Source organism: Streptomyces sp. ISL-12 (assembly GCF_018614415.1).
Classification (GTDB): Bacteria; Actinomycetota; Actinomycetes; order Streptomycetales; family Streptomycetaceae; genus Streptomyces.
Genome location: NZ_JAGGOO010000061.1, coordinates 37,785 through 62,262, shown reverse-complemented (window position 1 = coordinate 62,262; position 24,478 = coordinate 37,785). Strand labels below are relative to the sequence as shown.

The 24,478-nt window shown below is 73.2% G+C and carries 26 protein-coding genes and 3 pseudogenes; 8 read left to right on the top strand and 21 right to left on the bottom strand.

All coding sequences use genetic code 11. From position 1 onward, the window contains the following. Window positions 1-45: 45 nt before the first annotated feature. The gene (locus tag J7I94_RS17600; RefSeq protein WP_215168066.1) at window positions 46-2,364 is read right to left on the bottom strand and encodes an esterase-like activity of phytase family protein; all 2,319 of its coding nucleotides are present in this window, start codon (window positions 2,362-2,364) and stop codon (window positions 46-48) included. Between the two features lie 192 nt (window positions 2,365-2,556). On the opposite strand from J7I94_RS17600, the gene J7I94_RS17595 reads away from it, so the two are divergent. After that, window positions 2,557-3,489, top strand: a complete 933-nt coding sequence (locus tag J7I94_RS17595; RefSeq protein ID WP_215168065.1) for an ion transporter — start codon at window positions 2,557-2,559, stop codon at window positions 3,487-3,489. Here the strand turns inward: J7I94_RS17595 and J7I94_RS17590 are convergent. The 8 genes from J7I94_RS17590 to J7I94_RS17555 all read right to left on the bottom strand — a co-directional run bounded on the left by J7I94_RS17590 (window position 3,423) and on the right by J7I94_RS17555 (window position 8,176). Beyond that, window positions 3,423-3,695 (bottom strand): winged helix-turn-helix domain-containing protein, encoded by a 273-nt coding sequence (locus J7I94_RS17590; RefSeq protein WP_215168064.1) that lies wholly within the window; start codon window positions 3,693-3,695, stop codon window positions 3,423-3,425. The two genes, J7I94_RS17595 and J7I94_RS17590, sit on opposite strands and share 67 nt — an antisense overlap. Window positions 3,696-3,759: 64 nt before the next feature. Beyond that, window positions 3,760-4,059: a winged helix-turn-helix domain-containing protein gene (locus J7I94_RS17585; protein WP_215168063.1), complete on the bottom strand. Its 300-nt coding sequence runs from the start codon at window positions 4,057-4,059 to the stop codon at window positions 3,760-3,762. Continuing rightward, a complete protein-coding gene (locus J7I94_RS17580; protein WP_215168062.1) occupies window positions 4,052-4,276 on the bottom strand; it encodes a hypothetical protein in 225 nt (74 codons plus the stop codon). Before J7I94_RS17580 ends, J7I94_RS17585 begins: the two co-directional genes overlap by 8 nt. A gap of 94 nt (window positions 4,277-4,370) precedes the next feature. After that, window positions 4,371-4,937, bottom strand: coding sequence for a TetR/AcrR family transcriptional regulator (locus J7I94_RS17575; RefSeq protein ID WP_215168061.1), 567 nt, complete (start codon window positions 4,935-4,937; stop codon window positions 4,371-4,373). 90 nt (window positions 4,938-5,027) lie between these two features. Beyond that, a complete protein-coding gene (locus tag J7I94_RS17570) occupies window positions 5,028-5,930 on the bottom strand; it encodes an SDR family NAD(P)-dependent oxidoreductase (RefSeq protein ID WP_215168060.1) in 903 nt (300 codons plus the stop codon). 119 nt (window positions 5,931-6,049) lie between these two features. Continuing rightward, window positions 6,050-6,613: a TetR/AcrR family transcriptional regulator gene (locus tag J7I94_RS17565; protein WP_215168059.1), complete on the bottom strand. Its 564-nt coding sequence runs from the start codon at window positions 6,611-6,613 to the stop codon at window positions 6,050-6,052. Between the two features lie 23 nt (window positions 6,614-6,636). Next, window positions 6,637-8,037 carry an amidase gene (locus J7I94_RS17560; RefSeq protein ID WP_215168058.1) on the bottom strand — a complete coding sequence of 467 codons (1,401 nt, stop codon included), beginning with the start codon at window positions 8,035-8,037 and terminating at the stop codon, window positions 6,637-6,639. Continuing rightward, window positions 8,024-8,176: a hypothetical protein gene (locus J7I94_RS17555; protein ID WP_215168057.1), complete on the bottom strand. Its 153-nt coding sequence runs from the start codon at window positions 8,174-8,176 to the stop codon at window positions 8,024-8,026. The genes J7I94_RS17560 and J7I94_RS17555 overlap by 14 nt, the downstream gene beginning before the upstream one ends. Before the next feature lie 111 nt (window positions 8,177-8,287). On the opposite strand from J7I94_RS17555, the gene J7I94_RS17550 reads away from it, so the two are divergent. Then, window positions 8,288-9,172 (top strand): MBL fold metallo-hydrolase, encoded by an 885-nt coding sequence (locus J7I94_RS17550; protein ID WP_215168056.1) that lies wholly within the window; start codon window positions 8,288-8,290, stop codon window positions 9,170-9,172. 79 nt (window positions 9,173-9,251) lie between these two features. On the opposite strand, the gene J7I94_RS17545 is transcribed toward J7I94_RS17550, so the two are convergent. The 3 genes from J7I94_RS17545 to J7I94_RS17535 form a co-directional block, all read right to left on the bottom strand. After that, window positions 9,252-10,949, bottom strand: a complete 1,698-nt coding sequence (locus J7I94_RS17545) for a hypothetical protein (RefSeq protein WP_251075298.1) — start codon at window positions 10,947-10,949, stop codon at window positions 9,252-9,254. Between the two features lie 120 nt (window positions 10,950-11,069). After that, on the bottom strand, window positions 11,070-11,432 hold the full coding sequence (locus tag J7I94_RS17540; RefSeq protein WP_215168055.1) for an antibiotic biosynthesis monooxygenase: 363 nt from the start codon (window positions 11,430-11,432) through the stop codon (window positions 11,070-11,072). A 56-nt stretch (window positions 11,433-11,488) separates the two neighbouring features. Further along, complete coding sequence (locus J7I94_RS17535; protein ID WP_215168054.1) at window positions 11,489-11,836, bottom strand: EthD domain-containing protein; 348 nt, start codon at window positions 11,834-11,836, stop codon at window positions 11,489-11,491. 86 nt (window positions 11,837-11,922) lie between these two features. Here J7I94_RS17535 and J7I94_RS17530 point away from each other — a divergent pair, with 86 nt between their 5' ends. Continuing rightward, entirely contained in the window at window positions 11,923-12,309 is a 387-nt protein-coding gene (locus J7I94_RS17530; RefSeq protein ID WP_215168053.1) for a MerR family transcriptional regulator, read from the top strand. On the opposite strand, the gene J7I94_RS17525 is transcribed toward J7I94_RS17530, so the two are convergent. Both J7I94_RS17525 and J7I94_RS17520 read right to left on the bottom strand, forming a co-directional pair. After that, window positions 12,245-13,471 (bottom strand): acyltransferase, encoded by a 1,227-nt coding sequence (locus J7I94_RS17525; protein ID WP_215168052.1) that lies wholly within the window; start codon window positions 13,469-13,471, stop codon window positions 12,245-12,247. The genes J7I94_RS17530 and J7I94_RS17525 overlap by 65 nt on opposite strands. Before the next feature lie 113 nt (window positions 13,472-13,584). Then, a pseudogene (locus tag J7I94_RS17520) lies at window positions 13,585-13,665 on the bottom strand (TerD family protein); the annotation flags it as partial. Between J7I94_RS17520 and J7I94_RS38395 the strand changes: the two are divergent. Next, window positions 13,661-13,856: pseudogene (locus J7I94_RS38395) on the top strand (LytR family transcriptional regulator); the annotation flags it as partial. The pseudogenes J7I94_RS17520 and J7I94_RS38395 sit on opposite strands and share 5 nt — an antisense overlap. A 67-nt stretch (window positions 13,857-13,923) precedes the next feature. On the opposite strand, the pseudogene J7I94_RS39245 reads toward J7I94_RS38395, so the two are convergent. The 7 genes and pseudogenes from J7I94_RS39245 to J7I94_RS17485 form a co-directional block, all read right to left on the bottom strand. After that, window positions 13,924-14,184 (bottom strand): annotated as a pseudogene (locus J7I94_RS39245) (histidine kinase); the annotation flags it as partial. 370 nt (window positions 14,185-14,554) lie between these two features. After that, on the bottom strand, window positions 14,555-15,241 hold the full coding sequence (locus J7I94_RS17510; protein WP_215168050.1) for a response regulator transcription factor: 687 nt from the start codon (window positions 15,239-15,241) through the stop codon (window positions 14,555-14,557). Next, a complete protein-coding gene (locus J7I94_RS17505) occupies window positions 15,238-16,392 on the bottom strand; it encodes a histidine kinase (RefSeq protein ID WP_215168097.1) in 1,155 nt (384 codons plus the stop codon). Before J7I94_RS17505 ends, J7I94_RS17510 begins: the two co-directional genes overlap by 4 nt. Window positions 16,393-16,421: 29 nt before the next feature. After that, a complete protein-coding gene (locus tag J7I94_RS17500) occupies window positions 16,422-17,255 on the bottom strand; it encodes a type II CAAX endopeptidase family protein (RefSeq protein ID WP_215168049.1) in 834 nt (277 codons plus the stop codon). A gap of 30 nt (window positions 17,256-17,285) precedes the next feature. Beyond that, window positions 17,286-18,224, bottom strand: coding sequence for an alpha/beta fold hydrolase (locus tag J7I94_RS17495; RefSeq protein WP_215168048.1), 939 nt, complete (start codon window positions 18,222-18,224; stop codon window positions 17,286-17,288). A gap of 216 nt (window positions 18,225-18,440) precedes the next feature. Next, on the bottom strand, window positions 18,441-18,896 hold the full coding sequence (locus J7I94_RS17490; RefSeq protein ID WP_215168047.1) for an SRPBCC family protein: 456 nt from the start codon (window positions 18,894-18,896) through the stop codon (window positions 18,441-18,443). Between the two features lie 79 nt (window positions 18,897-18,975). Then, window positions 18,976-19,854 (bottom strand): AraC family transcriptional regulator, encoded by an 879-nt coding sequence (locus J7I94_RS17485; protein WP_215168046.1) that lies wholly within the window; start codon window positions 19,852-19,854, stop codon window positions 18,976-18,978. A 291-nt stretch (window positions 19,855-20,145) separates the two neighbouring features. Between J7I94_RS17485 and J7I94_RS17480 the strand changes: the two genes are divergently transcribed. The 4 genes from J7I94_RS17480 to kdpB all read left to right on the top strand — a co-directional run bounded on the left by J7I94_RS17480 (window position 20,146) and on the right by kdpB (window position 24,476). Next, window positions 20,146-20,388, top strand: a complete 243-nt coding sequence (locus tag J7I94_RS17480; RefSeq protein ID WP_215168045.1) for a hypothetical protein — start codon at window positions 20,146-20,148, stop codon at window positions 20,386-20,388. A 201-nt stretch (window positions 20,389-20,589) separates the two neighbouring features. Further along, entirely contained in the window at window positions 20,590-20,679 is a 90-nt protein-coding gene (gene kdpF / locus J7I94_RS38390; RefSeq protein WP_215168044.1) for a K(+)-transporting ATPase subunit F, read from the top strand. Between the two features lie 9 nt (window positions 20,680-20,688). Next, window positions 20,689-22,353 carry a potassium-transporting ATPase subunit KdpA gene (kdpA, locus tag J7I94_RS17470; RefSeq protein ID WP_215168043.1) on the top strand — a complete coding sequence of 555 codons (1,665 nt, stop codon included), beginning with the start codon at window positions 20,689-20,691 and terminating at the stop codon, window positions 22,351-22,353. Further along, the gene (gene kdpB / locus J7I94_RS17465) at window positions 22,350-24,476 is read left to right on the top strand and encodes a potassium-transporting ATPase subunit KdpB (protein ID WP_215168042.1); all 2,127 of its coding nucleotides are present in this window, start codon (window positions 22,350-22,352) and stop codon (window positions 24,474-24,476) included. The genes kdpA and kdpB overlap by 4 nt, the downstream gene beginning before the upstream one ends. The last annotated feature ends 2 nt before the right edge of the window (window positions 24,477-24,478 follow it).

Here is a 24,478-nt window from a genome sequence, read left to right as displayed (position 1 = left end):
ACAGCGGGACCACACGCTAACCGACCCGGGGGGAGGTGCAGGAGGTCAGCGGCCGAAGACCTGGCGGCCGCTGCCGAGGTCGAGGAAGACCGTCTCGCCGGTGGAGTCGTCCAGGCCGTCGTTGTCGGTGACGGCGTAGACGCGGCCGTTGCCGGCGACGGTCAGGCCCTCCAGCTTCTCCTGGGTCCAGCCGTCGGTCGCCCGCAGGTCGGGCAGGACGTCGTGGGCGAGGGTCTTGGGGAGGACGGGGAGCGTGCCGGCGGGGGCGGCGGTCTTCGGGAGCGGGACGGTGTAGACCCGCTTGACCCGCGCCGCCGGGCCGTTCAGCTTGTCGCGCTCGATGACGGCGAGCTTGTCGCCGACGACCGTGATCTCGGAGAGGCCGATCCAGTCGCCGTCCGTGGCCGTGGTGGAGAGCCGGTAGCCGTACCAGCTCCAGGTGCCGGCCGTCACGTCGTAGCGGCCGAGGCGGACGACGCCTTCCGGGTCGCCCTTCGCCTGGCGCTGGAGGGCGGTCCAGAGAATCTCGTGGCCGCGCGCGTCGGTGGTGGCGGTGACGCCCTCGAAGCCCTGTGAGCCGAGGCCGGCGGCGACCTCCGCGGGGAGGGCGACGGTCTGGCGGGTGACGCCGTCGCGGTCCAGGCGGACGAGCTTGTTGCCGGCACCGGTCTCGCCCTCGACGGCCAGCCAGAAGCCGCCCCGCGGACGGGCGTACACGCCCTCGGCGTCGTAGCCGGTGGCCTCGCCGTCCGCGTCCTTGACGGTCAGCGCGCGCTCGATGACGGCGCCCTGCTTGCCGTGGGTGTCGACGGTGAGGATGCGGGTGTCGGCGTAGGCCGCGTCCGTGACCGCGTACACCTCGTCGTCGCGGCCCGGCACGGCCGACAGGCCGCTGAGCGCGCCCCAGCCGACGGGGGTGCCCGAGGAGGTGGCGGAGGAGAGGGTGGGGGCGGTGTTCGCGGCCGTGGCCTTGCCCAGGCGGAAGAGGGTGACCGTGGCGCGGACGCCCGCGTCGGCGTCGTCCTCCTCGCTGGAGACGGCGAACAGGCCGCGGGAGGGGATCGGCAGCAGGCCCTCGGGCCCGTTGGTCGTCTCCAGGACCTGCTTGAAGACCGGCTCGGTGGGCTTGCTGACGTCGTACACGGCGACGAAGTTGGAGCGCTCCGAGCCGACGAAGGCGTACCGGACACCGTCGTACGTGGCGACGGCGAGGCCCTCCGGCTCGGTGCCCTTGTTCTCCGAACGGCCCTCGTTCAGCAGGCCGTAGCGGGCGGCGAGGTGCTCGTAACTGTTGCCGGCGTCCCAGACGACCTTGCCGGTGCGGCTGTCGAAGACGGTCCAGCCGCGCGTACCGCCCTTCCAGTCGCCCTCGTTGGCGGTGGCGAGGTAGCGGTCGTCGATCCAGCCGACGGCGTCCGGCTCGCGGGGGACGTCGGTGATCGAGCCGGTCTGGTCGATGACGCCGTCCTCGACGGTGTCGATGCCGGTGACGGTCGCCGTGCCGGCGCTGAACGCCTTGGTGACGCGGCCGGTGGGGAGGTCGACGAGGACGATCCCGTTGTTCTCCTGGAGGGTGACCACGAGTTGGCCGCGGCTGTTGACGGAGACGTACTCGGGCTCGGGGTCGGTCGGCGCGGCGATGCCGGCGGCGGTGAGGGCGGGGAGGGCGGAGCCGTCGGCGTTGGTCAGCGCGACCTTGCGCAGGCCCCAGGCGGCGGGCTTCGCCCCCTTGAGGTCGACGATCCGCACGAATCCGGCGGGTGTCTGCGGCAGGTCGCCCTCCTCGCCGCCGGCCGGGGTGGCCTCCTCGTCGCGCTCGTTCTCGATGGCGATGGCGGCGTACCGCTTGTCCTTGCTGAGCGCGATCGAGTCGGGCTGCCCGCCCAGGTCGTGGGAGGCCACCCGCTTCCGGTCGCGCAGGGAGATGACGTCCAGGCGGCCGGAGGGCTCGGTGTAGCTCGCGCTGGTGTCGACGACGACCAGGACGTACTGGCCGACGACGGTGACGGAGGTCGGCTCGTCCTCCGCGTCGCCCAGCTCGGCGAGGGACAGGGTGCCCAGGCCCTTGGGGGCGGCGGGGTCGCTGATGTCGAGGAAGCCGATGCGCCCCGCGGCGGCGTCGGTGTAGACCTGCGTACGGCCGTCCTCGCTGACCGCGGATATCTCGGCGACGGTCTGGGCGGTGGCGTCCTCACCGGCGGGCCGGTTCTGGAAGACCGGGTAGGTGGCGGTGCGCGCGAAGGCGGACTGCTGCCGCGAGCCGTGATCCGCGCCCTTCCCCGTCCCCGCGTAGGCGGTACCCGCCAGGGTGCCCGCGGTCACGGCCAGCGTGGCGAGCGCGGCGCAGGTTCTCTTCGGCAGCATCGTTCCTCCGGTACGTCCAGATACGTCCACTGGGAAGCCGGATGGTGCCACCCCGGGACGGGTTCTGGCCGACGGTCCGGTGAACGGAAGGCGAAGATCACCTACGTAGCTCACTACAGTGCTGTAGAAATTGCCTGGTCGGAGCATGATCACGCGAGGCGGTAGCGCGTGCGGAGGAGGCAAGGCGGCAGGATGTCCGAGCAGTACGTTCCCCCGGCCGGTACGGCGGCCCGTACGGTCCTGGCCCGGCGGTGCGGTGCCGTCGTCGAGGCGCGGTGGTTCGCCGTCGCCGTCTTCGCCCTGATCCTCGCCAACGCGGCGCTGCTGGGCGTCGAGACGTACTCCGGGCTGGTGGCGGCGTGGCGGCCCTGGTTATGGCTGGCCGAGCACGTCTGCCTGGCCGCCTTCACCGCCGAGATCGCGCTGCGGCTCGCCGCGCACGCCGACCGCCCCCGGGACTTCCTCAAGGACCCGTGGAACCTCTTCGACCTCGCCGTCGTGCTGTGCGCGTTCCTGCCGGTCGTCCGCGAGAACACCACCGTCCTGCGGCTGCTGCGCCTGGCCCGCGTGCTGCGCACCGCCCGCTTCCTGCCGCAACTGCGCGTCGTGCTCGTCGCGGTGGCCCGCAGCCTGCCCGGCACGCTCAGCTTCCTGCTGGTCGGCGCGCTGCTGCTGTACGTCTACGCCATGGTGGGCTGGGTCTTCTTCGGCCGGCACGACCCCGGGCACTACGGCTCCATCGGCCGCGCCGTCCTCACCCTCTTCCTGCTGATGACCCTGGACGGCATCGGCGACGCGGTCCACGCGGGCCTGGACATCTCCCGCTGGAGCCTCCTCTACTACGGCTCCTACGTGCTGCTCGCCTCGTTCGTGCTGGTCAATGTCCTGATCGGGGTCGTCATCACGTCCCTGGAGGAGGCCCGGGAGATGGACGGGCGGGGGGCGGTGGCGCCGGAGCGGGCGGACGAGGAACGGCAACGGCTGCTGCTGCGCCGCGTGGAGGCGGCGCGGCGGGCGCTGGCGGAACTGGAGGAGGAGCTGGGGCGCGAGGGGCTCCCTCACTCGCCGGTGTCCGCCGCGCCCCCGGCCGGATCGGCGGGCGCTTCGGGGGTGCCGATCACGTAGGTTCCCTTCGCGGGGAGCGTGGCGACCAGCCCGCGCCTGCGCAGCTCGACGACGGCCCGCCGCACGGTGCCGATGCTGACGCCGTACAGCCCCGTCATGGCCCGCTCGCCCGGCAGCGCCGCCCCTTGCGGCAGCTTGCCGGACGCGATCTCGGCGGCGATGGCGTCTGCCAGCTTCACGTATGCGTAGCGCGGGAGCACGGTCATCCCTCCACGGTGCCGCACCGGTGCGCGCGTCGCGCCGGAACGCGGCAAGACGCGGCGGGACGGGCTATCGGCCGGCGTCGTCGTCTTCGTCCTGCGGCGGGTCGGCGGGGGATTCCTCCGCGCGCACGAAGGTTCCCTTGACGGGGACGGTGATGAGCAGGCCCCGGTCGCGCAGCTCGCGGATGGCGCGGCGGACGGTGTTGACGGCCACGCCGTACTGCTCGGCGAGGTCGCGCTCGGCGGGCAGCCGCGCGCCCACGGGCAGCCGCCCGGACCGGATCTGCTCGGCGATGTGGTGCACGACCTGCACGTACACGTAGACGTGACTCGCCGGGTCGGGGGTCCAGTCGTGTGCGTCAGCCATCGAGTGCCGCCGGGTTGGTGTGGGCGAAGGCCGCCGGATGGTCCAGCGTGACGGGGCGCTCGCGGTCCGGGCGCTCGGTCACGGACGCCCCGGCCCCGGCAAAGCGGGCGGGTGACGTCGCCGCCGGACCGTGCGCGTGGACGGGGGACGGCTCCCGGCCCGGCCGCTCGGCCCGGCGGATTCGGTCACCGTCGGCCGGCACGGTGGCGGTACGCACAGTCTGTTCCCTCGCCCGGTCGAGATCGGCGCTCTGACGGGGTAACGACGGTACCCGGCACGCCGTACCGGGTCCGTTCCGCGCACGGACCTCCTCAATGGCCGGACGGCCCCAGCACCCCGGCCACCAGTCGCCGGGCGTACGCGGCGTCCAGGCCGGTCGGGCGGAAGAGGATGCGGTACATCAGGGGGGCGACCACGCGGTCGACGACCGTCTCGACGTCGGGGACGGTCTCGCCGCGGGCGGTCGCGCGGGCGAGGACGACGTCGATCTGTTCGGCCGCGTACGCCGAGCACTGGCCGGCGTTGCTGCCGTCCGGGTCGCCGAGCAGGGCGTCGCGGACGTAGGCGCGGCCCGCGGGGGAGGCCATCTCGTCGAGGAACAGCTCCGCCCAGGCCGTGAGGTCGGCGGCGAGGTCGCCGAGTTCCTCCGGTTCCGTCTCGGGGCGCAGCCGCTCGACGGCCACGTCCGAGAGCAGTTCCCGCAGGTCGCCCCAGCGGCGGTAGACCGTCGACGGGGTGACGCCCGCGCGCCGGGCGATCAGCGGCACGGTGAGGGCGTCCCGGCCCACCTCGGCCTCCAGCTCCCGTACCGCCGCGTGGACGGACTCCTGGACCCGGGCGCTGCGTCCGCCCGGGCGGACCATCTGCCGGCGACTCATGACTCCACCTCTTGCTCGACCGCGTGGCGACCCGCCCATCGTACGGCGTTAACGCAAACGTCTGGCTTTAGTGAAGTCGTGGCGGGCCGGTCAGGCGGGAACCGTCTTCAGCAGCGCACGGGTCTCGGCGACCACCCGCGCGTTGAAGGCCGGGTCGTGCACCTGGGCGGAACCCCGCATCGGACGTCCCTTCTCGTCGTAGTAGACGCCGGTGGCGTCCGACTCGTCGGTGAGTATCCGGGTGATCACGCGAGCGGCGGTGCCCGGGTTGGTCCAGTACTTGATGAGCGGGGCCGGCGGCGAGAGCACGTACTTCGACAGCAGGCGCAGGAACAGGCCGGCGTCGCGGCCGAGGTTCGTGCCGGGGGCGAAGCCGGGTTCGACGGCGTTGAACCGCAGGCGGGGTGTTTCGCGGGCGAAGGCGAGCACCGTCGCCAGGTTGCCCTGCTTGGACGTGGCGTAGGCGTCTGCGCCGGGCAGTTTCGAGCCGCCGGGCTGCCACTCGCCACGGGTGCTCGCCTCGGCGGAGATGTACCGGGCGCCGCGGAAACCGGACAGGGTGGCCGGCTTGCGCTCCGGATCCTCCACTGCCGAGACGACGAACACCACCTGCGTGCCGTCTGCGAGGTGGGGCGCGAGCGTCTCGGTGAACACGAAGGGCCCGATGTGGTTGGTGGCGTAGACGATGTCCCAGCCGAGGGCGTTGGTGCCGGGGCGGTGGGGGAAGATGCCGGCGTTGTTGAGCACGCCGGCGATCGGGAGGCCGAGCTCCGTGATCTGCGCGGCGGCGCGTCGCACGCTCGTCAGGTCCGCGAGGTCGCAGACGACGGTCACGGCCTCGCCGCCTCCGCCTTCGATGCGTGCGCGCACGTCGTCGAGCTTGGCGGCGTCGCGCCCGACCAGCACGACGGTGCCGTGCCGGGCCAGTTCGAGGGCGGTGCGGCGGCCGAAGCCGGAGGTCGGGCCGGTGATGACGTAAGCCTTGTCGGGCATGGCACTCCTCAGGTGTCCAACTTAGGTGACTGACTGATCAGTCATTGGTGGATGTGCGTCGACAGGGAAGGGAAGGGGAGGGAAGGGGAGGGGAGGGGAGGAAGCGGAGCCGGGGCGGGTCAGCCGATCATGCGCCAGAGCGCTTCGAAACCGGACTTCTTGTGTTCGTCGGCGCGGTCCGGGTCGCCGAGGATGTAGTCGATGGTGGCCTCGGCCACGGCATTGCACAGCGCGAACACCAAGGTCGCCGGGGTGTCGCGCATCGGGCCGTTCGCCCGGCCGCGCTCCAGGATCTCCCCGATGCCCGTCATGGTCCGGCCCACGGACGCATGAGTGGACGCCGTGATCTCGTCGGAGACCTGGAGCTGTGCCAGCGCGCGGCGCTTGTGGGGATGGGTCGTCGCCCAGTCCATCCACCGTGACCACATGTGCAGCAGCTGGGTGCGCGCGTCGGCCGTGGGCAGGCCGCCGAGCGCGGCTGCCCCCATCTCCCCCTTCAGCTCCAGGTACAGCTGGTTGAGCAGATCCGCTTTCGTGTCGAAGTAGGTGAACAGCGACCCGTTCGAGACGCCGGCCTCCTTCGCGATCGCCGCCGTCGCCGCCCCCAGCCCCTGAGCGGCGATGATCCGGGTGGCGGCGGTCATGATCGCCGCGCGCTTGTCGTCGCTCCTGGGCCTGGGCATGCGTACAGGATGTAGGAGAGTGGTCAGTCAGTCAAGTGAAGGGTGCCGGGAGACGTCCACGCCGGCGCCGACCGCTCGTAGGCGTGCCCGGCCCGCAGCAGCACCGCCTCCTCGAAGGGGCGCCCCAGCAGCTGCATCCCGATGGGCAGTCCGTCCCCGTCGCGGCCGACCGGGACGGTCAGCGCGGGGACACCGGTGATGTTGGCGGGGGCGGACAGGCGTACGTAGGCGTCGGAGACGGTCTCGGCCGTGCCGTCCGGCCAGGTGACCGTCTCCCGGCCGGACGGCACGGCGGTGAGCGGGACCGTCGGGGCGGCGATCACGTCGACGTCCGTCAGCAACCGGGCCCACTCCCGGCGCATCAGCGTCCGGGCGCGCTGGGCGCGCAGATGGTCCCCGGCGGACATCAGCTCCCCGGCCTCCAGCAGCACCCGGACGTCGTCCGCGTACCGGTCGGGGACGTCGCGCAGGGTGCGTTCGTGGTAGGCGGTGGCCTCCGGCACCATCAGGCCCCACTGGACCGCCTGGACGTAGCGGGTCAGCGGGATCTCGACCTCGGTCAGCCGCGCGCCGAGGTCGCGGAGCCGGTCGACGGCGCCGCGGACGGCGGCCTCCACCTCCGGGTCGACGTGGTCGAAGTAGAAGTTCCGCGGCACGCCGACGCGCAGGCCCGTCAGGTCCGGGTCCGGCCCGGGGTGGTGGAGGGCCGGGGCGGGGACGGAGGCCGGGTCGCGGGGGTCGTGTCCGGTCAGGGCGGGCAGGACGAGGGCGGCGTCCTCGACGGTGCGGGTGATCGGGCCGACGTGGTCCAGCGACCAGGACAGCGAGGTCACGCCGTGGCGGGGGACGAGGCCGTACGTGGGTTTGAGGCCGACGACGCCGTTGAGGGCTGCGGGGACGCGGATCGAGCCGCCGGTGTCGGTGCCGAGCGCGAAGGTCGCCGTACCGGAGGCCACGGCGACCGCCGAGCCGCCGCTCGAACCGCCGGCCACCCGGTCCCGGTCCCGGGCGTTGCGGGTCTGCGGGGTGGTCAGCCCGTAGGCGAACTCGTGCGTGTGGGTCTTGCCGACCAGGACCGCGCCGGCCTCGGCCAGCCGCGCGGCGACCGTGCTGTCGGCGTCGGCGCGGTGGCCGTCCCGGACCCGGGAACTCGCGGACGTCGCCGTCCCCGCCACGTCGATCAGGTCCTTCAGCCCCATGGGGATGCCGTGCAGCGGGCCGCGCAGGCGTCCGGCGGCGGCCTCCGCCTCGGCCGCGAGCGCCGCGCGGCGGGCGCGGTCGGCGGTGACGGTGACGTAGGCGCCGAGGTCCCGGTCCACCTCCTCGACGCGGTCGAGTACCGACTCCAGCAACTCCACGGGCGACAGCCGCCGTTCCCGGATCGCGTCCGCGGCGGCGGCGAGGGTCAGCTCAGCGGGCGTCATGGCTCGGCTCCTCGGCGCGGTAGGCGGCGGCGGGCGGGGTGTCGCCGAGGTCCAGCTCGCGCAGGACCGAGACGACGGCGTGGATGTGCCGGGCGGCCTGGCGGGCCGCCGGGGAGGGGGCGGGGTCGTCGGGGGACATGGCTGTGGCTCTCCCGGGGGATCGGCGCTAAGGCTAAGTATTTGCGTTAGGTGACCGTAGGGCCTAGCCTGCCTAAAAGCAAACGATTAGCTTTTGAAGGGAAGTCCTCCCATGCGCGCCCCCACGTGGACCGTCGGCGACCTCACCGTCCACCGCGTCGACGAGACCCCGCTGCCGCCCGCGACCGGCGCCTGGCTGCTGCCCGGAGCCACCGCCGGCCTCGTCCGCGAACAGGACTGGCTGCACCCGGACTTCGCCGACGAGGCGGGCGTCCTGCGCCTGGGCAGCCACAGCTTCGCCTTCGAGACACCGGACGGCCGGCGCGTCCTGGTCGACACCGGCATCGGCAACGGCAAGACCCGCGCCAACCCCGCCTGGCACGGCCTGCGCACCGGCTACCTCGACCGGCTCACCGCCGCCGGCTTCGCCCCGGACACCGTCGACCTGGTCGTCCTGACCCACCTGCACACCGACCACGTCGGCTGGAACACCCGTGAGGTGAACGGCGCGTGGGTCCCCACCTTCCGCAACGCCCGTTACGTCACCGCACGCGCCGAGCGCGACTTCTGGGCGGGGCACGCCCTGGACGGACCCCGGCGGCAGATGTTCGCCGACTCCGTGCTCCCCGTGGAGGAGGCGGGCCTGCTCGACCTCGTCGACGTCCCGCCGGACGGCACCGACCTCGCCCCCGGCCTGCGCCTGCTGCCGACGCCGGGCCACACGCCCGGCCATGTCGCCGTCCGGCTCACCAGCGGCGGCGCCACCGCGCTCATCACCGGCGACTGCGTCCACCACCCGGTGCAGTTCGCCCACCCGGCCCTCGGCGCCTGCGTCGACATCGACCCGGCCCGCTCGGAGGCCACCCGCCGCGCCCTGCTCGCCTCCCTCGTCGGCACGGACACCCTCCTCCTGGGCACCCACTTCCCCCCGCCGACGGCGGGCCGGGTGGTGGCGGAGGGGGAGGGGTACCGGTTGGTGCCGGTGGCGGGGAACTGACGCCTGCGGGCGGCCCCGAACCCTCGGCCCTCGGCCCTCGGCTGTCGGGCTGCCGTCGGGCTGCCTTCGGACTGCCGGTCTACTCGGCGTCGCGGTCCGTGGCCTCGGGACCGGACGGCGCCGCGGCCCCCGTCCCGGCCGCCTCGCCCTTCCCGCCCGCCTCGATGGCGGCCCGGCCCCGCCGCCGCAGCGCGTCGCGCTCGGCGTCCGGGATCGTCATCGACTCGGCGAGTACGGCGGCGAGCGCGTCCACCTGGGCGGTGTCGGTGTCCGTGTCGGCGCGGAAGAGCCACCGGATGCTCTCGTCCCGGGTGACGAGGTCGATCGCCAGGCGCGCGCTCCTGTCCTGCGCGGTCGCCGCCCGGACGTAGCGCACCTGGTCGACCGGGATGTCCTGGCGGATCTCGCCCTGTTCCAGGAAGGCGTTCGTCCGGGCCGTGAGGACGCGCCGGTCCGTGACCGCGACCAGTGTCTTCGCCGTGGTCCTGTCCCGCGCCGCCGCCAGCTTGTCCTTGGCCCCGCCGAGGATCGCCGAGAGCGGGCCGACGGCGTCGAGCTGGTCGGCGAAGCCGAGGACGCGCAGGGTCTCACCGTCTTCGAGGAACCAGCGCAGGATGCGCAGGTAGGGCCCGAGGTCCGGCGATCCCGGTGCGCAGACGACGTCCGGGGCCTCCAGCGGAGGGGCCGGCGGGCGGAGGGCGTCGGCGAGGGGCCGGATCGCCTCCAGGAGGCGGGCGGAGGTCTGGCGGGCCGCCTTCGCGTCCTTGCGCTTCCCCGGCAGGGACTGCGACAGGCCGTCGCGGCCGGGCAGTTCGGCGACGATGCTCAGCTCGCGCGTCAGCGAGGCGACGAGGCCCGCCGTCTCGGTGAGGGCGGAGTCCAGCTCCGCACGGGTGTCCCGCGCGACGACCTCGACGAAGCGCGCCTCGTCGGCGTCGTCCCGTCCGACGGCCCTCGCCCGGCCGGCGCGCAGCGCCTGGTACCCGGCCCACGCCTTGAGCGAGGAGAGGAGGGCGTAGGTGTCGAAGACGATCGCCTCGGCGTTGGTCTGGAGGTACTCCCGGTTGCGCCGCGTGTCGCTCTGGCCGCTCTGGCCGATCTGTCCGACGTGGCCGCGGACGTTGCGCCGGTACAGCTCGCGCTGCTTGTCCAGCGCCGCCTGGGCGCCCGCGACGCTGTCCCAGAGGGAGGCGGGGACCGTCTCGACCTTCCGGGCCTGGTCGACGGCGCGGTCGACGGTGGTGACGAGTCCCGTCAGTTCGGACCACTGCTCGTTGCGGATGGCCGTGAGGACCTGGCTGGTCAGCGCGATGTTGGTCCTGACCAGACCCGTGACCTCGCTGAGCTGCATCTGGAGGCCCACCATGGCCAGCGCCGGCCCGAGCGCGGCCGCGGTCTGCGCGGCGCTCAGCGCGGTCACGGGGATGAAGCGGGCCTGGGCGACGATGCGGCCCGGGAACATCAGCGTCCCCAGGTTCGCACCGTCCTTGACGGCGAGCGTCGCGCCGGTCTTCAGCAGGGCCTGCGTCGCGTCGCTGAGCCGGTAGAGCCCCTGCGCGCCGGCGAACGCGTTGCCGAGGTTGCCGGCCACGGTCGCCGTGTTCCCGATCGAGGCGAGGACGGTCGACAGCCGCTCGCGGTCGACGGCCGGCACGATCCCGAAGTCGACCAGTTCCGGCTTGAGTTCCGCCGGTACCTCGCCGAAGACGACGGCGACTCCCGGGAGCACCTCCGCCAGGACCGTCGATGCCGTCGTCGAGTCAGAAGTGTCCCGCATGCGATGTCCTCCCCCAGAGGCGTACGACGGCCGGACGTCGTCGCCGATCACCGCCGAAGTCTACGGCCCGACAGCCCGGGTTCCAGCCGGAGTTCAGTGGAGACCGGCCGCCGGATCGGCTCACTGCGGACGCGACCGCACGAACCCGTGGCTGCGCTCCACCTTCGCCACGTGCAGCGTGTACCGCTCGTACCACTCGGCCCGCCCGCGCCGCTGTGCCGCACGGTGCTCGGCGTCGGTCCGCCACGCGGTGAGGGCGTCGGCGTCGCGGAAGTAGCCGACGGTGATGCCCAGCCCGCCGGGGGTCTGCGCGTGGTCCATCCCCAGGTACCCGGGGATGTCCTTCACCAGCTCCTGCATGCGGGCGTCGGTCTCGCGGTAGCCGTCCTGCTCCTGGGTGCGCACCGTGGTGAACACGGCGACGTAGTAAGGGGGTTCGTAGGCTTCGACGGGCGTGACGGGAGTTGCCGGGTGATCGCTCATGGCGTCACCGTAGAGCGCGGGCGTACGGGGGGGCAGGCCCTTTCCCGGCTGTTCCCTCACCCCTCCACCACCACCCTCTCCTCCGTGACCATCACCGCCACCGAGGCCAGGTCGATGAAGTTCGCCTCGTCCGGGTGGACCCGTTCCCTGTAGTTCGCGGACGCGAAGAAGGCGTCGTGGTCCGCCCAGTTCTCGAACCAGATCTCGGTGAGGCCGTCATAGGCGGGGGCGGGGTAGTTCCCGGCGGGGGCGGGCACCGGGTGGGACACGGTGTACTTCCGCACATACCGCCGCGCCTCCGGAATGGAGGTGAACAGCGGCGCGTGGCGGGCCCGGTGGTGCTCGACGAACGACTCGAAGGACATGCCCTCGGCGCGGTTGATCAGGAATGCGAACTTGATCACGATTGCCCCTCTTCTCGGCGGTCGGGGTTAACCTAAACGCTCACATCGATGTGAGGGGCAAGTGGCAGTGAGAGCGAGGAACCGGTATGCGGATCGGTGAGCTGTCCGCCCGGACCGGGGTCAGCCGTCGGTCGCTGCGCTACTACGAGGAGCAGGGGCTGCTGGTCAGTTCGCGGTCCCCCAGCGGCCAGCGGTACTACGACGAGGGCCATGTCGAGCGGGTCGCGCTGATCCAGGCGTTCCTGGGCGCCGGCCTGTCCAGCGGCACCATCGCCACCATGGTTCCCTGCATGGCCGAGCCCAGCGCCTCCCGGGCCGAGCGGGCGCTGGAGGTCATGGGCCGCGAACGGGACCGGCTGTCGTCCGCCATCGAGTCGCTCACCGCCGCCCGGACCGCGCTCGACCGGCTCATCGACGAGAACCGCCGGTACCTCGCCGCCGCGCCGCCCAGCGCAGCACCGGCGCCTCGATGACGTAGTAGGAGAGCAGGGCCAGTACGCCGGTGAGCAGGACCGTGGCCGCCAGGCGGCCCTCCGTCATGCCGAGGGAGGCCAGGAAGCGGACGACCGGGTAGTGCCAGAGGTAGAGGCCGTAGCTGAGGTTGCGGCCGGTCCAGGACAGCGGGGCCAGGGACAGCAGGCGGGCGAGGCGGCCGTCGCGGCGCAGTTCCAGGTCGGTGACGAGGGTGGCGGAGACGGCCGCCACGGCGAGGAGGCCGGCGGTGTACCAGGCGGCCGTCCAGGCGCCGGCGTCCTGGGTGACCGGCATCCGCCAGGCCGCCAGGAGGAGCAGCCCGAGGGCGGGCCAGGCCAGCCGGGCCGCCCAGGCGCGCAGCCGCGCCAGGCGGGGGTCGTCGGCGCGCAGCCGGGCCAGGAGTACGGCGACCAGGGCACCGGCCAGGAGCTGGTCGGCGCGGGTGTCGGTGCCGTTGTAGACGCGGTGCGCGGCGTCGGGGGCCCACAGGGCGCACCGCCACAGGACCGGCAGCGCGCACAGGGCGACCGCGCACAGCAGGACGGTGCGGGGGCGGAGCCGGTGCAGCAGGGCGAGCAGGAGCAGGGGCCACAGGAGGTAGAACTGCTCCTCCACGCCGAGCGACCAGGTGTGGGCGAGGGGCGCGGTGAGGTCGGAGTAGGGGCCGGCTTCACCGGCGCGTACGAGGTTGACGACGAACGCCGCGGCCAGGCCGGCCGCCTGCCACGCGCCGTCGAAGGCCCACAGCGAGGTGGCCGCGCCCAGGACGGCGCAGACCGCGCACACCGCCCACAGCGCGGGGACCAGGCGGGCCCAGCGGCGGCGGTAGAAGGCGAGCAGGGCGATCCGGCCGCTGCGGACGTACTCGGCGAGCAGCAGCCGGGTGATGACGAAGCCGCTGATGGTGAAGAACAGGTCGACGGCGACCGAGCCGCCGGGCATGAGGCCCGGCTCGACGTGGTACACGAGGACCAGTGCGACGGCGAGGGTGCGCAGTCCGTCCAGTCCGTCGATCCGGCCCGGCCGCGCGAGCGCCGACGGGAAGCCCCGGTGGCCCCGGGCCTCGTGGGGCCGGGCCGCAGGGGCGGCGGGTCTGCCGGAGGCGTCACCCGTGCCGGGGTCGATCGTGCGCGAGGTCGTCGAGTCCGGTGTCTCGGCCATGGACGGAGACGTCTCCCCTCTGCCGGCTTCACGAGCGGTGACCGGGGGCGCCTGCCCGGAAAGCGCGGTCGTATGCCTTCCGGGCGGCCGGGCGAGTGGGCTGGAGGGGCGCGTCAGACGTTCACGCCGAAGTCGGCGGCGATGCCCGCCAGGCCCGAGGCGTACCCCTGGCCGACGGCGCGGAACTTCCACTCCCTCGCCTCCCAGCTGAAGGGCATCCCCGGCGACCGGCTGACCTTCCTCACCGTCCCCAACTACCCCCGCGAGGCCGACGTCGCCACCGACAAGGCGAACGTGGTCTGGCAGTACCCGCAGGCCGCCGACCTGTTCACCGCCCTGGCCGAGGACGAGGAGGCCGACAAGGAGCGGCTGACGGCGGACGCGAAGGACCCGGTGTCGCCCTCGACCAGGTCCGCCACGCGGGCGCCGGACGGCACCGTGTCGTCCTCGCGGAGCACGCCGATCACCTCGCCGAGGCGCTCCACCGCGGCGGCGGCCCGGGCCCGGATGCCGGCGGCGGCCTCCCGGTGCTCGTCGGGCAGGCCGGGCGCCGGCTTCATCGCGCCCGCCGACAGGGCGATGAGACTGAGGTCGTGGCCGAGCAGGTCGTGCATGTCCTGGGCGATCCGGGCGCGTTCGCGCAGCCGGGCCTGGTCGGCGATCAGCCGCTGCTCCCGTTCCAGGTGCTCGGCCCGCTCCCAGCCGGCCCGCACCAGCGCGCGGTACTGGCGCCGGAACCGGCCCGCGCACCACGGCAGTACGCCCGCCCCGGCCAGTACGGCCACGAACCGGTCGCCGTGCGCGATCCACGACGGGACGGCACCCACCGCCGCCACGGCCGCGGCCACCGCGCCCGCCAGCACCCCGGCCGCCGCACGGGCGGTGCCCGCACGCGCGCCGCCCACGCCCGACAGCACCGCCGTCGCCACCGCCCACCACGGGCTCGCCCCGCTGAGCGGCACGGTGGCCGCCGCCACGACGAGCAGCGGTACCTCCGATCGGATCACTTCTCTCACGGGAGGTGACCCTAGGCAGCCGGGCCGCCGCTGAACACTGCCGAAAGTAACGGCCGGCCGGCCGCGTTCAGGTCACCAGCCCGTGCCGGTAGGCGTACACGACGGCCTGGACGCGGTCGCGCAGGCCCAGCTTGGTGAGGATGCGGGAGACGAACGTCTTGACGGTCTCCCGGCTGATCAGCAGCGCCGCGGCGATCTCGGTGTTGGACAGGCCGTCCGCGATCAGGCGCAGCACCTCCAGCTCGCGGGGCGTCAGCGGGACGTCCGGGTCCGCGCTCTCCTCGGCGGGGCGGATGCGGGTGGCGTACCGGCCCACCAGCCGCCGGGTCACCTCGGGGTCCAGCAGGGCCGCGCCCGTGGCGACGGTGCGGATGCCGTGCAGGAGCCGGTCGGGCGGCGCGTCCTTCAGCAGGAAGCCGCTGGCGCCGGCGCGCAGCGCCTCGTAGACGTACTCGTCGAGGTTGAACGTCGTCACCACCAGGACCTTGACGGGGTGCTCCACCCCGGCCCCGGCCAGCAGCCGGGTGGCCGCGATGCCGTCGAGCCCCGGCATGCGGATGTCCATCACCACGACGTCCGGGCGCAGCCGGCCGGCGAGGTCGACGGCGGCCTGTCCGTCGGCGCACTCGCCGGCCACCGAGAGGTCGGGCTGGGCGTCGATGATGGTGACCAGGCCGGTGCGGATCAGTACCTGGTCGTCACAGACCAGGACCCGCGTCGGGGCCGCCGGCCCCTTGGTGGCGGGGGTGCTCACGACGGGCTCCCGGTGGGGATGCGGGCCCGTACCGTGAAGCCGCCGCCCGGCCGGCCGCCCGCGCTGAACTCGCCGCCCAGCACGTCGACCCGCTCCCGCAGACCGGCCAGGCCGCGTCCGCTGCCGCCGGGGGACGCCGACCGGTCGCCCGCCCCCTCCGTGCTGACCTCCACGGTGATCTCCTTCTCGCCGTGGCGCACCGCGACCGAGGTGCGGATGCCGTGGGCGTACTTGAGTGCGTTCGTCAGGGCTTCCTGCACCACCCGGTAGGCCACCAGGTGGGCGCTGCCGGTCGACTCCGGCGCGGTGCCCTCCTCGGTGAACTCCACCGGCTGGCCCGCCCGGCGGGTCTGTTCCACCAGCGAGCCGAGGGTACCGACGTGCGGGGTCCGGTCCTCGGGCGACCGGGTGCCGTGGTCGGGGTTGAGCAGGTCGAGCAGGTGCCGCAGGTCGCTGATGGCCTGCCGGCCGGTGTCCGAGACGGCGGTCAGGGTCTGTTCGAGCCGGTCGGGCGCGGCGGTCAGATAGCGGGCCGCCTCGGCCTGCACGACCATCGCCGTCACATGGTGGGTCACCACGTCGTGCAGTTCGCGGGCGATCCGGGTGCGCTCGGCGGTACGGGTCTCCTCGGCGACCCGCAGCCGGCGTTCCGCCTCCGCGTGCCGGGCGGAGCGCAGCCACGACCCCATGCCCCACACCAGGGCCGTCACCACGTAGAACATGGCGTACTCGCTCACCGCGTCGACCGACCCGAGGCGGGCGAGGGCGACGGCCAGCGGTACGTACGCCACGGTGAAGGCCAGTGCGGTGATCCGCCGGTGCCGTTCCACCCGGGAACCGGCGCCCAGCAGCGCGAAGGCGAACGCGGTGCCCGCCACGGAGTGGTAGCCGCGCAGCTGGTCGAGGGCGAAGCCCGCCGACGCCAGGGCCAGACAGGCCGTCGGCCAGCGCCGGCACACCGTCAGCGGGAGGCACTGCAGGGCGACCGCCAGCACCGCCAGCGCGTCGAAGGGCCGGTCCGCCACCCCGCCGATCTGCGTGCCGTGGTGGTGCAGGGAAGGCACGAACGAGGTGACCAGGAGCAGGGGGCCCAACACCACGTACCAGGCGGTGACATCGACACCGCGCCACCGCCCGGCCGCGTGTCGCAGCCGGGCCGGTACGGCGTTCAGCAGTGCGCTCACCGGGCGAGCGTAGCGGTCGCGGCCTTGCGGTCGGCACGCCGCATGGGGACCAGGTGGCCCCGGCGGTGGGCCAGCGCCATGAAGACGATGGTGACCATGATGCCGAACACCACCGAGTACACGCTGCCCTCGGGGCCGAAGTCGCCGCCGGTGAGCAGGGCCGGGCCGGAGGTGGCGGAGTCGAGCAGGCCCTGCGGGGTGTCGTTGCCGGAGACCTCGGTGCTGAAGACGCCGGACGCGACGAAGTTCCAGCCGAAGTGCAGGCCGATGGGGACCCACAGCCGGCGGGTGGCGATGTAGGCGGCGGTGAGCATGCCGCCGGCCTCGATGGCGATGGCGACGGCGCCCCACACGCTGGCGTTCGGGTTGAGCAGGTGGGAGGCGCCGAACAGCACGCCGGTGAGGATCAGCGCGAGCCAGGTGCCGGTGAGCTTCTCGACGTAGCGGAACAGCACGCCGCGGTACAGCAGTTCCTCCGTCACGGCGGCCCCCGCCATGAAGCCGAGCAGGCCGACCGCGCCGGTCGGCGACCCCAGGCCGTCGACCTCGTAGTACCCGGCGGTGTAGAGGTTGGCGATGACGGCGCCGAAGACCGCGGCGCCGATCAGCAGGCCCCGCCCGAACGCGGGCGCGGCACCGTCCAGGGACACTTCGGTGGAGGGGCGGTGCTCGGTGCGCCGTACCACCCACCCGTAGACGTACAGCCCGAGGGCGACGGTCACCGCGCCGGCGACCAGTTGGAGCCACGGGTTGTCCTCCACGGCCATCAGGGCCTGGCCCCCGACCATCGAGACGACCACCACGGTCAGCAGCTGCCAGACGAACTTCATGAGGATTCCTTCGGGTGTGTGGGGGGACGGTCAGCGCTGGTCGGCGGCGGCCTGGGTGGCGACGTCGCGGACGGCCTCGACGGCGAGGTCGGGGCGGTCGGTGTAGATGTAGTGGCCGCTCCCGGCGGCGGTGGTCAGCTTGCTGCGGGAGGAGAGCGCGAGCCACTGCTGCTGGCCCGCGGACCACATCCCCTCCAGCGCGGGCCCGTACTCGGGGACCTCGGCGAACTGCGTCTCGTGCTGGATGACCGCTACGGGGATGTCCCCGGCGGAGCGGACCTTCGCGTCCTCGATGACGAACCGCTCCGGGTTCTGGCCCTGGTTGGCCGCGAGGGTCTGGTCCCGCAGCTCGGCGGCCGGGCCGGTGGCCGAGTCGGGGACGGCCTTCGCGAGGCCCGCGTCGAGGGCCGGGATCGTGGCGTCCATCAGGACCAGCCCCTTGACCCGGTCCTGGTGGTCGGGGGCGTACCGGGCGGCGATCAGTCCGCCCAGCGAGTGACCGGCCAGGACGACCGGCCCGTCACCGGCGACGTGGTTCAGCACGGCGGTCAGGACCTTCCCGCTGTCGGCCTGGCGCTGGGTGGCGGCCGGCTGGTCGCTGGCGCCCTCGCCGAGGCGGTCGTAGGAGCAGACCCGGTCCCGCTCGCCGAGCGTCTTCCGCAGGTCCGCCATCTTGTCCAGCCCGTCGCCCGCCCCGGCCAGGAGCACGATCACCGGCCGGCCGTCGGCCGGGGCGCCGGCGCAGGAGAGGTTCACGGAACGGCCCTCGGCCTTGATCTTCTTGGTCCCGGTGAACGTGGCGCCGATGACGGCGTCGGCGTCGTCGAGGGCGTCGTCCACGGCCGCGTCGACGCTCTCCTCGATGGCCTTCCCGTCCACCGTGGGCGTCTCCTCGCAGGCGACGAGCCCGGTGCCGGCCACGGCACAGCACAGCGCGGCCATCGCGGTTGCCTTGATCGTGCGCAGCATGAGGAACTCCAAGAAGGACCGAGGGAGGAGGGGGGAAGCGGCCTCTCCGGTCTCCGGCGGCCACACCTGAAATCTAGGGAAACGGCGGCCCGGGATCGTCACCCCGTGGGGCGGACTTGCGTGTGGCTCACGTGGGGGACAGCAGGGGGGAGCCGGGCACGGCGAAGGGGCCCGAGCCGTCGACTCGGGCCCCTTCGGGGGGATTTGGCGGGTTCCTCAGCTGGTCCCGGCGGCGTACGCGGCCAGTCCGTCCGCCATCCGCCCCATGAAGCGGGTCAGGTACCACCGCCAGAACCGGCCCGTCCCGCGCGGCTTCGGCACGAAGACGGCCGACCAGGTGATGTCGGTGCCGCCGTCCGGGGCGGGGGCGAGGCCGACGGTGCCCCGGTAGGAGTGGAAGGGGCCGCCCAGGTTGTCGTAGACGAGGCGGCGGTCGGGGACCAGGTCGATGACGCGTTCGCGGGAGACCGTCCGGCCGGTGCGGAAGACGCGGACGTCGCCCGCCTGTTGCGGCGCCGCCGGGTCACCGCCGCCCTCGATCCCGGCGGCGTCGATCGGTGACCAGACCGGCCAGGTCGAGGCGCGGACCAGTGCCGCGTACACGGCGCCGGGGGCCGCCGGGGAGTGCGCGGTGACGGAGTAGGAGTACGAGCGGGAGGGAGAGCGCGGCATACGGTCACGCTAGTGCGGTGCCGGGCGCCCGGACATGCTCCCGATTGCGCTCTCGCCGGTCAGATCCTGCGGTACGCGGTCACATTCTGCGGTACGCGGAGGGGCGGACGCCGACGTGCTTGAGGAACGCCGCGGACAGGCTGCCGGCGCCGGAGAAGCCGCAGCGGGCGGCGATCCGGTCGAGGGGCTCACCGGTGCCGGTGAGCAGGCGCCGCGCCTCGGCGATCCGCAGCCGGGCCAGGTACCGGTGCGGGGTCTCGCCGGTCGCCTCCCGGAAGACGCGGATGAAATGGTACGTACTCAGCCGCGCCTCGGCGGCGAGATCGGCGACGGTCAGCGGGTCGGCCAGCCGCTCCCGCATCAGCGCCACGGCGGCCCGCACGGCGGCGTGCTCGGGGCCGGGCAGGGGCCGGGCGCGGCCCCGGGTCAGCAGGTGCGTCAGGAGGAAGGCGGCGGCCGACTCGGCGTACAGGTCGCTCCCGTCCGGGGACGCGGCGAGCGCCCGCACGACCTGCTCGACCAGCGGGTCGCCGGTGCCGACGGCGGCGGCGAGCGCCTCGAAGTCCGGTGCCGGGCCGCCCAGTTCGGCGGCGGTGCGCTCCACGGCGGCCCGGGGCAGATGCACCTGGACGCTGCGCAGCGGGGCGGCGGCGCGGTAGCCGCGCAGGGTCGGCCGGCCGGGCGGTATCAGCTCCAGCCGCCCGGGGACCCAGCGGCGCCGCGTCGTGCGGCCCCCGTCGCGCGTCCGCATCACCGCGTCCCCGCCCGTGCACAGGACGAGGTGCAGGTCGCGGGTGCCGGGCAGCGGCAGGGCCTCCGCCTCCGGCGCGTGGACGAAGCCCTGCACCAGCACCGAGCGCCAGCCCGCCTCCTCCCAGCTGCAGAAGGTCCGCCGCACGAACCGGTCCGCGTCGATCCCCGCGTACGGCGCCAGGTCGAAGTCGGGGGAGTCGAACACGGTCTTCAGCCTAATCGGCGGTCCCTCGGGCACTGATCTGTGACGTGCGTCACGGTGCAAGGTGCCTGCAAGGAAAGTGCCGTGGGCGCCGGGAATCCGCTCGTCGACCGCCTGTGTGGCGACGAGCGATGGGGGATCGCATGTCCTTGGCACGACCCCTGCGTCGACCGGATCACGGCCGTCCGCCGGCCGGACGAGCGTGCCGGCACGCGCCCAGCCGGCTCGACATCCCGCGCCGCCCGGAAGCAGCGTGCTCCGAGATCAGGGCCCTCGCCGACGCGCGCCCTGACCGTGCCCGTCCTCGCGTTCGGCGCGGGCGGAGGTCCCTTCACGGCCGCCACCCTGTCCCGGGCCGCGGCGACCGAGGTGGCGTCGGTGTCGCTCGACGGTGTGGGGCACTACGCCGCGCTGGAGGCCCCCGCGGAACTGGCGAAGGCCATGCTCGGATTCATCGGGGGCGTCGACGCCGGCCTCAGGGGCCGGGCGGGTACCCCGGGGGCGCAGCCGCGGACGACGCAGCCGTGGGAGTCGTAAGGGAAGCGTCAAAGGTGTTCGCGCCGCCGTAAGGGAGCCATCAACGACGGTACGAATCCGGTCACAGAGGGGCTTTCCTCGACGTGGCAGATTCTTCTCCGCACCTCATTAGGAGCTCGCGATGGCCGACGTGGCCTTCGTCGTCACCACGATCGCGGTGTTCGCGCTCGTGGCTCTCGTCGCCAAGGGGGTGACGAAGCTGTGACCGTCGAGAACGTCGTCGGCCTCATCGTGGCCGTCTCCCTGCTCGGTTACCTCGTCATCGCCCTGATCCACCCGGAGAGGTTCTGAGAGCGCCCCATGAGCCCCGTCCTCGCCGGCGTGCTCCAGTCGCTCGCGCTCGTCGCCGCGCTGGCGCTCGCCTACATACCCCTCGGCAATCACATGGCCAGGGTCTACTCGTCCCCCAGGCATCTGCGGGTCGAGAAGTGGATCTACCAGGGCATCGGTGCCGACCCGGACACGCGGATGCGCTGGCCCGCGTATCTGCGCGGTGTCCTCGCCTTCTCCCTGGCCGGTGTCCTCTTCCTCTACCTGCTCCAGCGGCTCCAGGGCGTGCTGCCCGGCTCGCTGGGGTTCGCCTCCGTCGACCCGGACCAGGCGTTCAACACCGCCGTCTCCTTCGTGACCAACACCAACTGGCAGTCGTACTACGGCGAACAGACCATGGGCCACGTCGTGCAGACCGCCGGTCTGGCCGTGCAGAACTTCGTCTCGGCCGCCGTCGGCATGGCCGTCGCCGTCGCCCTCGTACGCGGGTTCGCCCGGTCCCGCACCGGTGAGCTGGGCAACTTCTGGGCCGACCTGGTGCGCGGGGTGGTCCGCGTCCTGGTGCCGATCGCGGCCGTGGCCGCGGTGGTGCTGGCGGCGTGCGGCGTCGTCCAGAACTTCTCCGGCATCCACGAGGTCGGTCAGTTCACGGGCGGCACGCAGCAGTGGAACGGCGGCGCGGTCGCCTCGCAGGAGGCCATCAAGGAGCTGGGCACCAACGGCGGCGGCTACTTCAACGCCAACAGCGCCCACCCCTACGAGAACCCCACCCCCTTCACCAACCTCTTCGAGATCTTCCTGATCCTGCTGATCCCGGTCGCCCTGACCCGGACCTTCGGCGTCATGGCCGGCTCGGTGCGGCAGGGGTACGCGATCCTCGCGGCCATGGGCACCATCTGGGCCGGCTTCGTCGCCCTGATGATGTGGACCGAGTCCGCCCACCACGGCCCGGCGCTGGAGCTCGCGGGCGGGGCGATGGAGGGCAAGGAGCTGCGCTTCGGCATCGGCGGCTCGTCGCTGTTCGCGGTGTCCACCACCCTGACCTCCACCGGCGCCGTGGACTCCTTTCACTCGTCGTTCACCGGCCTCGGCGGCGGCATCGCCCTGCTCGGCATGATGCTGGGCGAGATCGCCCCCGGCGGGGTCGGCTCCGGGCTCTACGGCATGCTGGTCATGGCGGTCATCGCGGTGTTCATCGCGGGGCTCATGGTCGGGCGCACGCCGGAGTACCTGGGCCGCAAGATCGGCACCCGGGAGATCAAGTACGCCGCCTGCTACCTCCTCGTCACCCCCGCGCTGGTCCTGGTCGGCACCGCGCTGGCGGTCGCCCTGCCCACCCCGGGCGACTCGATGACCAACAGCGGGGCGCACGGCTTCTCCGAGATCCTGTACGCCTACACCTCCGCGTCCAACAACAACGGCTCGGCCTTCGCCGGCCTGAACGCCGACACCCAGTGGTTCAACACGACCCTGGGCCTCGCCATGCTGCTGGGCCGCTTCCTGCCGATGGTGTTCGTCCTGGCGCTCGCCGGCTCGCTGGCCGCCCAGCGGCCGGTGCCGGCCACCGCGGGCACCCTGCGCACCGAGAAGCCCCTGTTCACGGGGTTGCTGGTGGGCGCCGTTCTGATCATCACCGGTCTGACCTACTTCCCGGCGCTGGCGCTGGGCCCGCTCGCCGAGGGGCTGGCGGCATGACCACCGACACGCAGGAGCACGAGGACTCGATGTCCACAGCCACTCCGGCCCGGGCGCCGCACCGCGACGCACCCGGCGGCCGTACGTCCGAAGGGGGCGGCCGTGCGGGCGCGGGCCTCTTCGATCCCAGGCAACTGGTCACCTCGCTGCCGGACGCCTTCCGCAAGCTCGACCCGCGGGTGATGGTGAAGTCGCCCGTGATGTTCGTGGTGCTGGTGGGGTCCGTGCTGACCACGGTGTTCTCCTTCACCGACCCCGGCGACTGGTTCGGCTGGACGATCAGCGCCTGGCTCTGGCTGACCGTGCTCTTCGCCAACCTGGCGGAGGCGGTCGCCGAGGGCCGCGGCAAGGCGCAGGCCGACACCCTGCGCCGGGCCAAGACCGACACGGTGGCCCGGCGGGTCGACGGCAGCACGGTCCCCGGCACCGACCTCACCGTCGGCGACCTGGTCGTCTGCGAGGCCGGGGACGTCATACCCGGGGACGGCGACGTCGTCGAGGGCGTCGCGTCCGTCGACGAGTCGGCGATCACCGGTGAGTCGGCGCCCGTCATCCGCGAGTCCGGCGGCGACCGGTCCGCCGTCACCGGCGGCACGAGGGTGCTCTCCGACCGCGTCGTCGTGCGGATCACCACCCGGCCCGGCGAGACCTTCATCGACCGGATGATCGGCCTGGTGGAGGGCGCGGCCCGGCAGAAGACGCCCAACGAGATCGCCCTGAACATCCTGCTGGCCTCGCTGACCGTCGTCTTCCTGCTGGCCTGCGCCACGCTCCCGTCCTTCGCGGACCACGCCGGCACCCGGCTGACGATGGTCGTGCTGGTGGCGCTGCTGGTCTGCCTGATCCCGACCACCATCGGCGCCCTGCTCTCCGCGATCGGCATCGCGGGCATGGACCGTCTGGTGCAGCGCAACGTGCTCGCCATGTCGGGCCGTGCGGTGGAGGCCGCTGGTGACGTCTCCACGCTGCTGCTGGACAAGACCGGCACGATCACCCTGGGCAACCGGCAGGCCGCCGAGTTCGTGCCCGTGCGCGGGACGACACAGGCCGAGGTGGCGGACGCCGCCCAGCTCTCCTCGCTGGCCGACGAGACGCCCGAGGGCCGGTCGGTCGTCGTCCTCGCCAAGGAGAAGTACGGGCTGCGCGAACGCCACCAGGGGGAGCTGGCCGGCGCCGAGTGGATCGAGTTCACCGCGCAGACCCGGATGTCCGGCGTGGACGTGGACGGCCGCAAGGTCCGCAAGGGCGCGGCCGGTTCGGTCATCGCCTGGGTCCAGGAGCGCGGCGGCACGGTGGCCGAGGACGCGGAGGCGACCGTCGCCCGGATCTCCGAGGCGGGCGGCACCCCGCTGCTCGTCGCGGTCGAGGACGCCGACGGCGCCCGCGTGCTGGGCGTCGTCCACCTCAAGGACGTCGTCAAGGACGGCATGCGCGAACGGTTCGCCGAACTGCGCCGCATGGGCATCCGGACGGTGATGATCACGGGGGACAACCCCCTGACCGCCAAGGCCATCGCCGACGAGGCGGGCGTCGACGACTTCCTCGCGGAGGCCACCCCCGAGGACAAGATGGCCCTGATCAAACGGGAGCAGGCCGGCGGCAAGCTGGTCGCGATGACCGGCGACGGCACCAACGACGCGCCCGCCCTCGCCCAGGCCGACGTCGGCGTGGCCATGAACACCGGTACGTCGGCCGCCAAGGAGGCCGGCAACATGGTCGACCTCGACTCCGACCCGACCAAGCTGATCGAGATCGTCGAGATCGGCAAGCAGCTGCTTATCACCCGGGGCGCGCTGACCACGTTCTCCATCGCCAACGACGTCGCCAAGTACTTCGCGATCATCCCGGCGCTGTTCGCGGCGGTCTATCCGGGCCTGGACAAGCTCAACATCATGGGCCTGTCCTCGCCGGACTCCGCGATCCTGTCGGCGGTGATCTTCAACGCGCTGATCATCGTCGTGCTGGTGCCGCTCGCCCTGAAGGGGGTGCGCTACCGGCCGGCCGGCGCCGACCAGCTGCTCCGCCGCAACCTCGCCGTCTACGGGCTGGGCGGGCTGGTCGCCCCGTTCGTCGGCATCAAGCTCATCGACCTGATCGTCTCGCTCATCCCCGGGATCGGCTGAAC

Excerpts from the sequence above, each read along its gene's own strand:
- J7I94_RS17600 (WP_215168066.1), bottom strand. The coding sequence starts at position 2,364 with ATGCTGCCGAAGAGAACCTGCGCCGCGCTCGCCACGCTGGCCGTGACC.
- J7I94_RS17595 (WP_215168065.1), top strand. The coding sequence starts at position 2,557 with ATGTCCGAGCAGTACGTTCCCCCGGCCGGTACGGCGGCCCGTACGGTC.
- J7I94_RS17590 (WP_215168064.1), bottom strand. The coding sequence starts at position 3,695 with ATGACCGTGCTCCCGCGCTACGCATACGTGAAGCTGGCAGACGCCATC.
- J7I94_RS17585 (WP_215168063.1), bottom strand. The coding sequence starts at position 4,059 with ATGGCTGACGCACACGACTGGACCCCCGACCCGGCGAGTCACGTCTAC.
- J7I94_RS17575 (WP_215168061.1), bottom strand. The coding sequence starts at position 4,937 with ATGAGTCGCCGGCAGATGGTCCGCCCGGGCGGACGCAGCGCCCGGGTC.
- J7I94_RS17570 (WP_215168060.1), bottom strand. The coding sequence starts at position 5,930 with ATGCCCGACAAGGCTTACGTCATCACCGGCCCGACCTCCGGCTTCGGC.
- J7I94_RS17565 (WP_215168059.1), bottom strand. The coding sequence starts at position 6,613 with ATGCCCAGGCCCAGGAGCGACGACAAGCGCGCGGCGATCATGACCGCC.
- J7I94_RS17560 (WP_215168058.1), bottom strand. The coding sequence starts at position 8,037 with ATGACGCCCGCTGAGCTGACCCTCGCCGCCGCCGCGGACGCGATCCGG.
- J7I94_RS17555 (WP_215168057.1), bottom strand. The coding sequence starts at position 8,176 with ATGTCCCCCGACGACCCCGCCCCCTCCCCGGCGGCCCGCCAGGCCGCC.
- J7I94_RS17550 (WP_215168056.1), top strand. The coding sequence starts at position 8,288 with ATGCGCGCCCCCACGTGGACCGTCGGCGACCTCACCGTCCACCGCGTC.
- J7I94_RS17545 (WP_251075298.1), bottom strand. The coding sequence starts at position 10,949 with ATGCGGGACACTTCTGACTCGACGACGGCATCGACGGTCCTGGCGGAG.
- J7I94_RS17540 (WP_215168055.1), bottom strand. The coding sequence starts at position 11,432 with ATGAGCGATCACCCGGCAACTCCCGTCACGCCCGTCGAAGCCTACGAA.
- J7I94_RS17530 (WP_215168053.1), top strand. The coding sequence starts at position 11,923 with ATGCGGATCGGTGAGCTGTCCGCCCGGACCGGGGTCAGCCGTCGGTCG.
- J7I94_RS17525 (WP_215168052.1), bottom strand. The coding sequence starts at position 13,471 with ATGGCCGAGACACCGGACTCGACGACCTCGCGCACGATCGACCCCGGC.
- J7I94_RS17500 (WP_215168049.1), bottom strand. The coding sequence starts at position 17,255 with ATGAAGTTCGTCTGGCAGCTGCTGACCGTGGTGGTCGTCTCGATGGTC.
- J7I94_RS17495 (WP_215168048.1), bottom strand. The coding sequence starts at position 18,224 with ATGCTGCGCACGATCAAGGCAACCGCGATGGCCGCGCTGTGCTGTGCC.
- J7I94_RS17490 (WP_215168047.1), bottom strand. The coding sequence starts at position 18,896 with ATGCCGCGCTCTCCCTCCCGCTCGTACTCCTACTCCGTCACCGCGCAC.
- kdpA (WP_215168043.1), top strand. The coding sequence starts at position 20,689 with ATGAGCCCCGTCCTCGCCGGCGTGCTCCAGTCGCTCGCGCTCGTCGCC.
- kdpB (WP_215168042.1), top strand. The coding sequence starts at position 22,350 with ATGACCACCGACACGCAGGAGCACGAGGACTCGATGTCCACAGCCACT.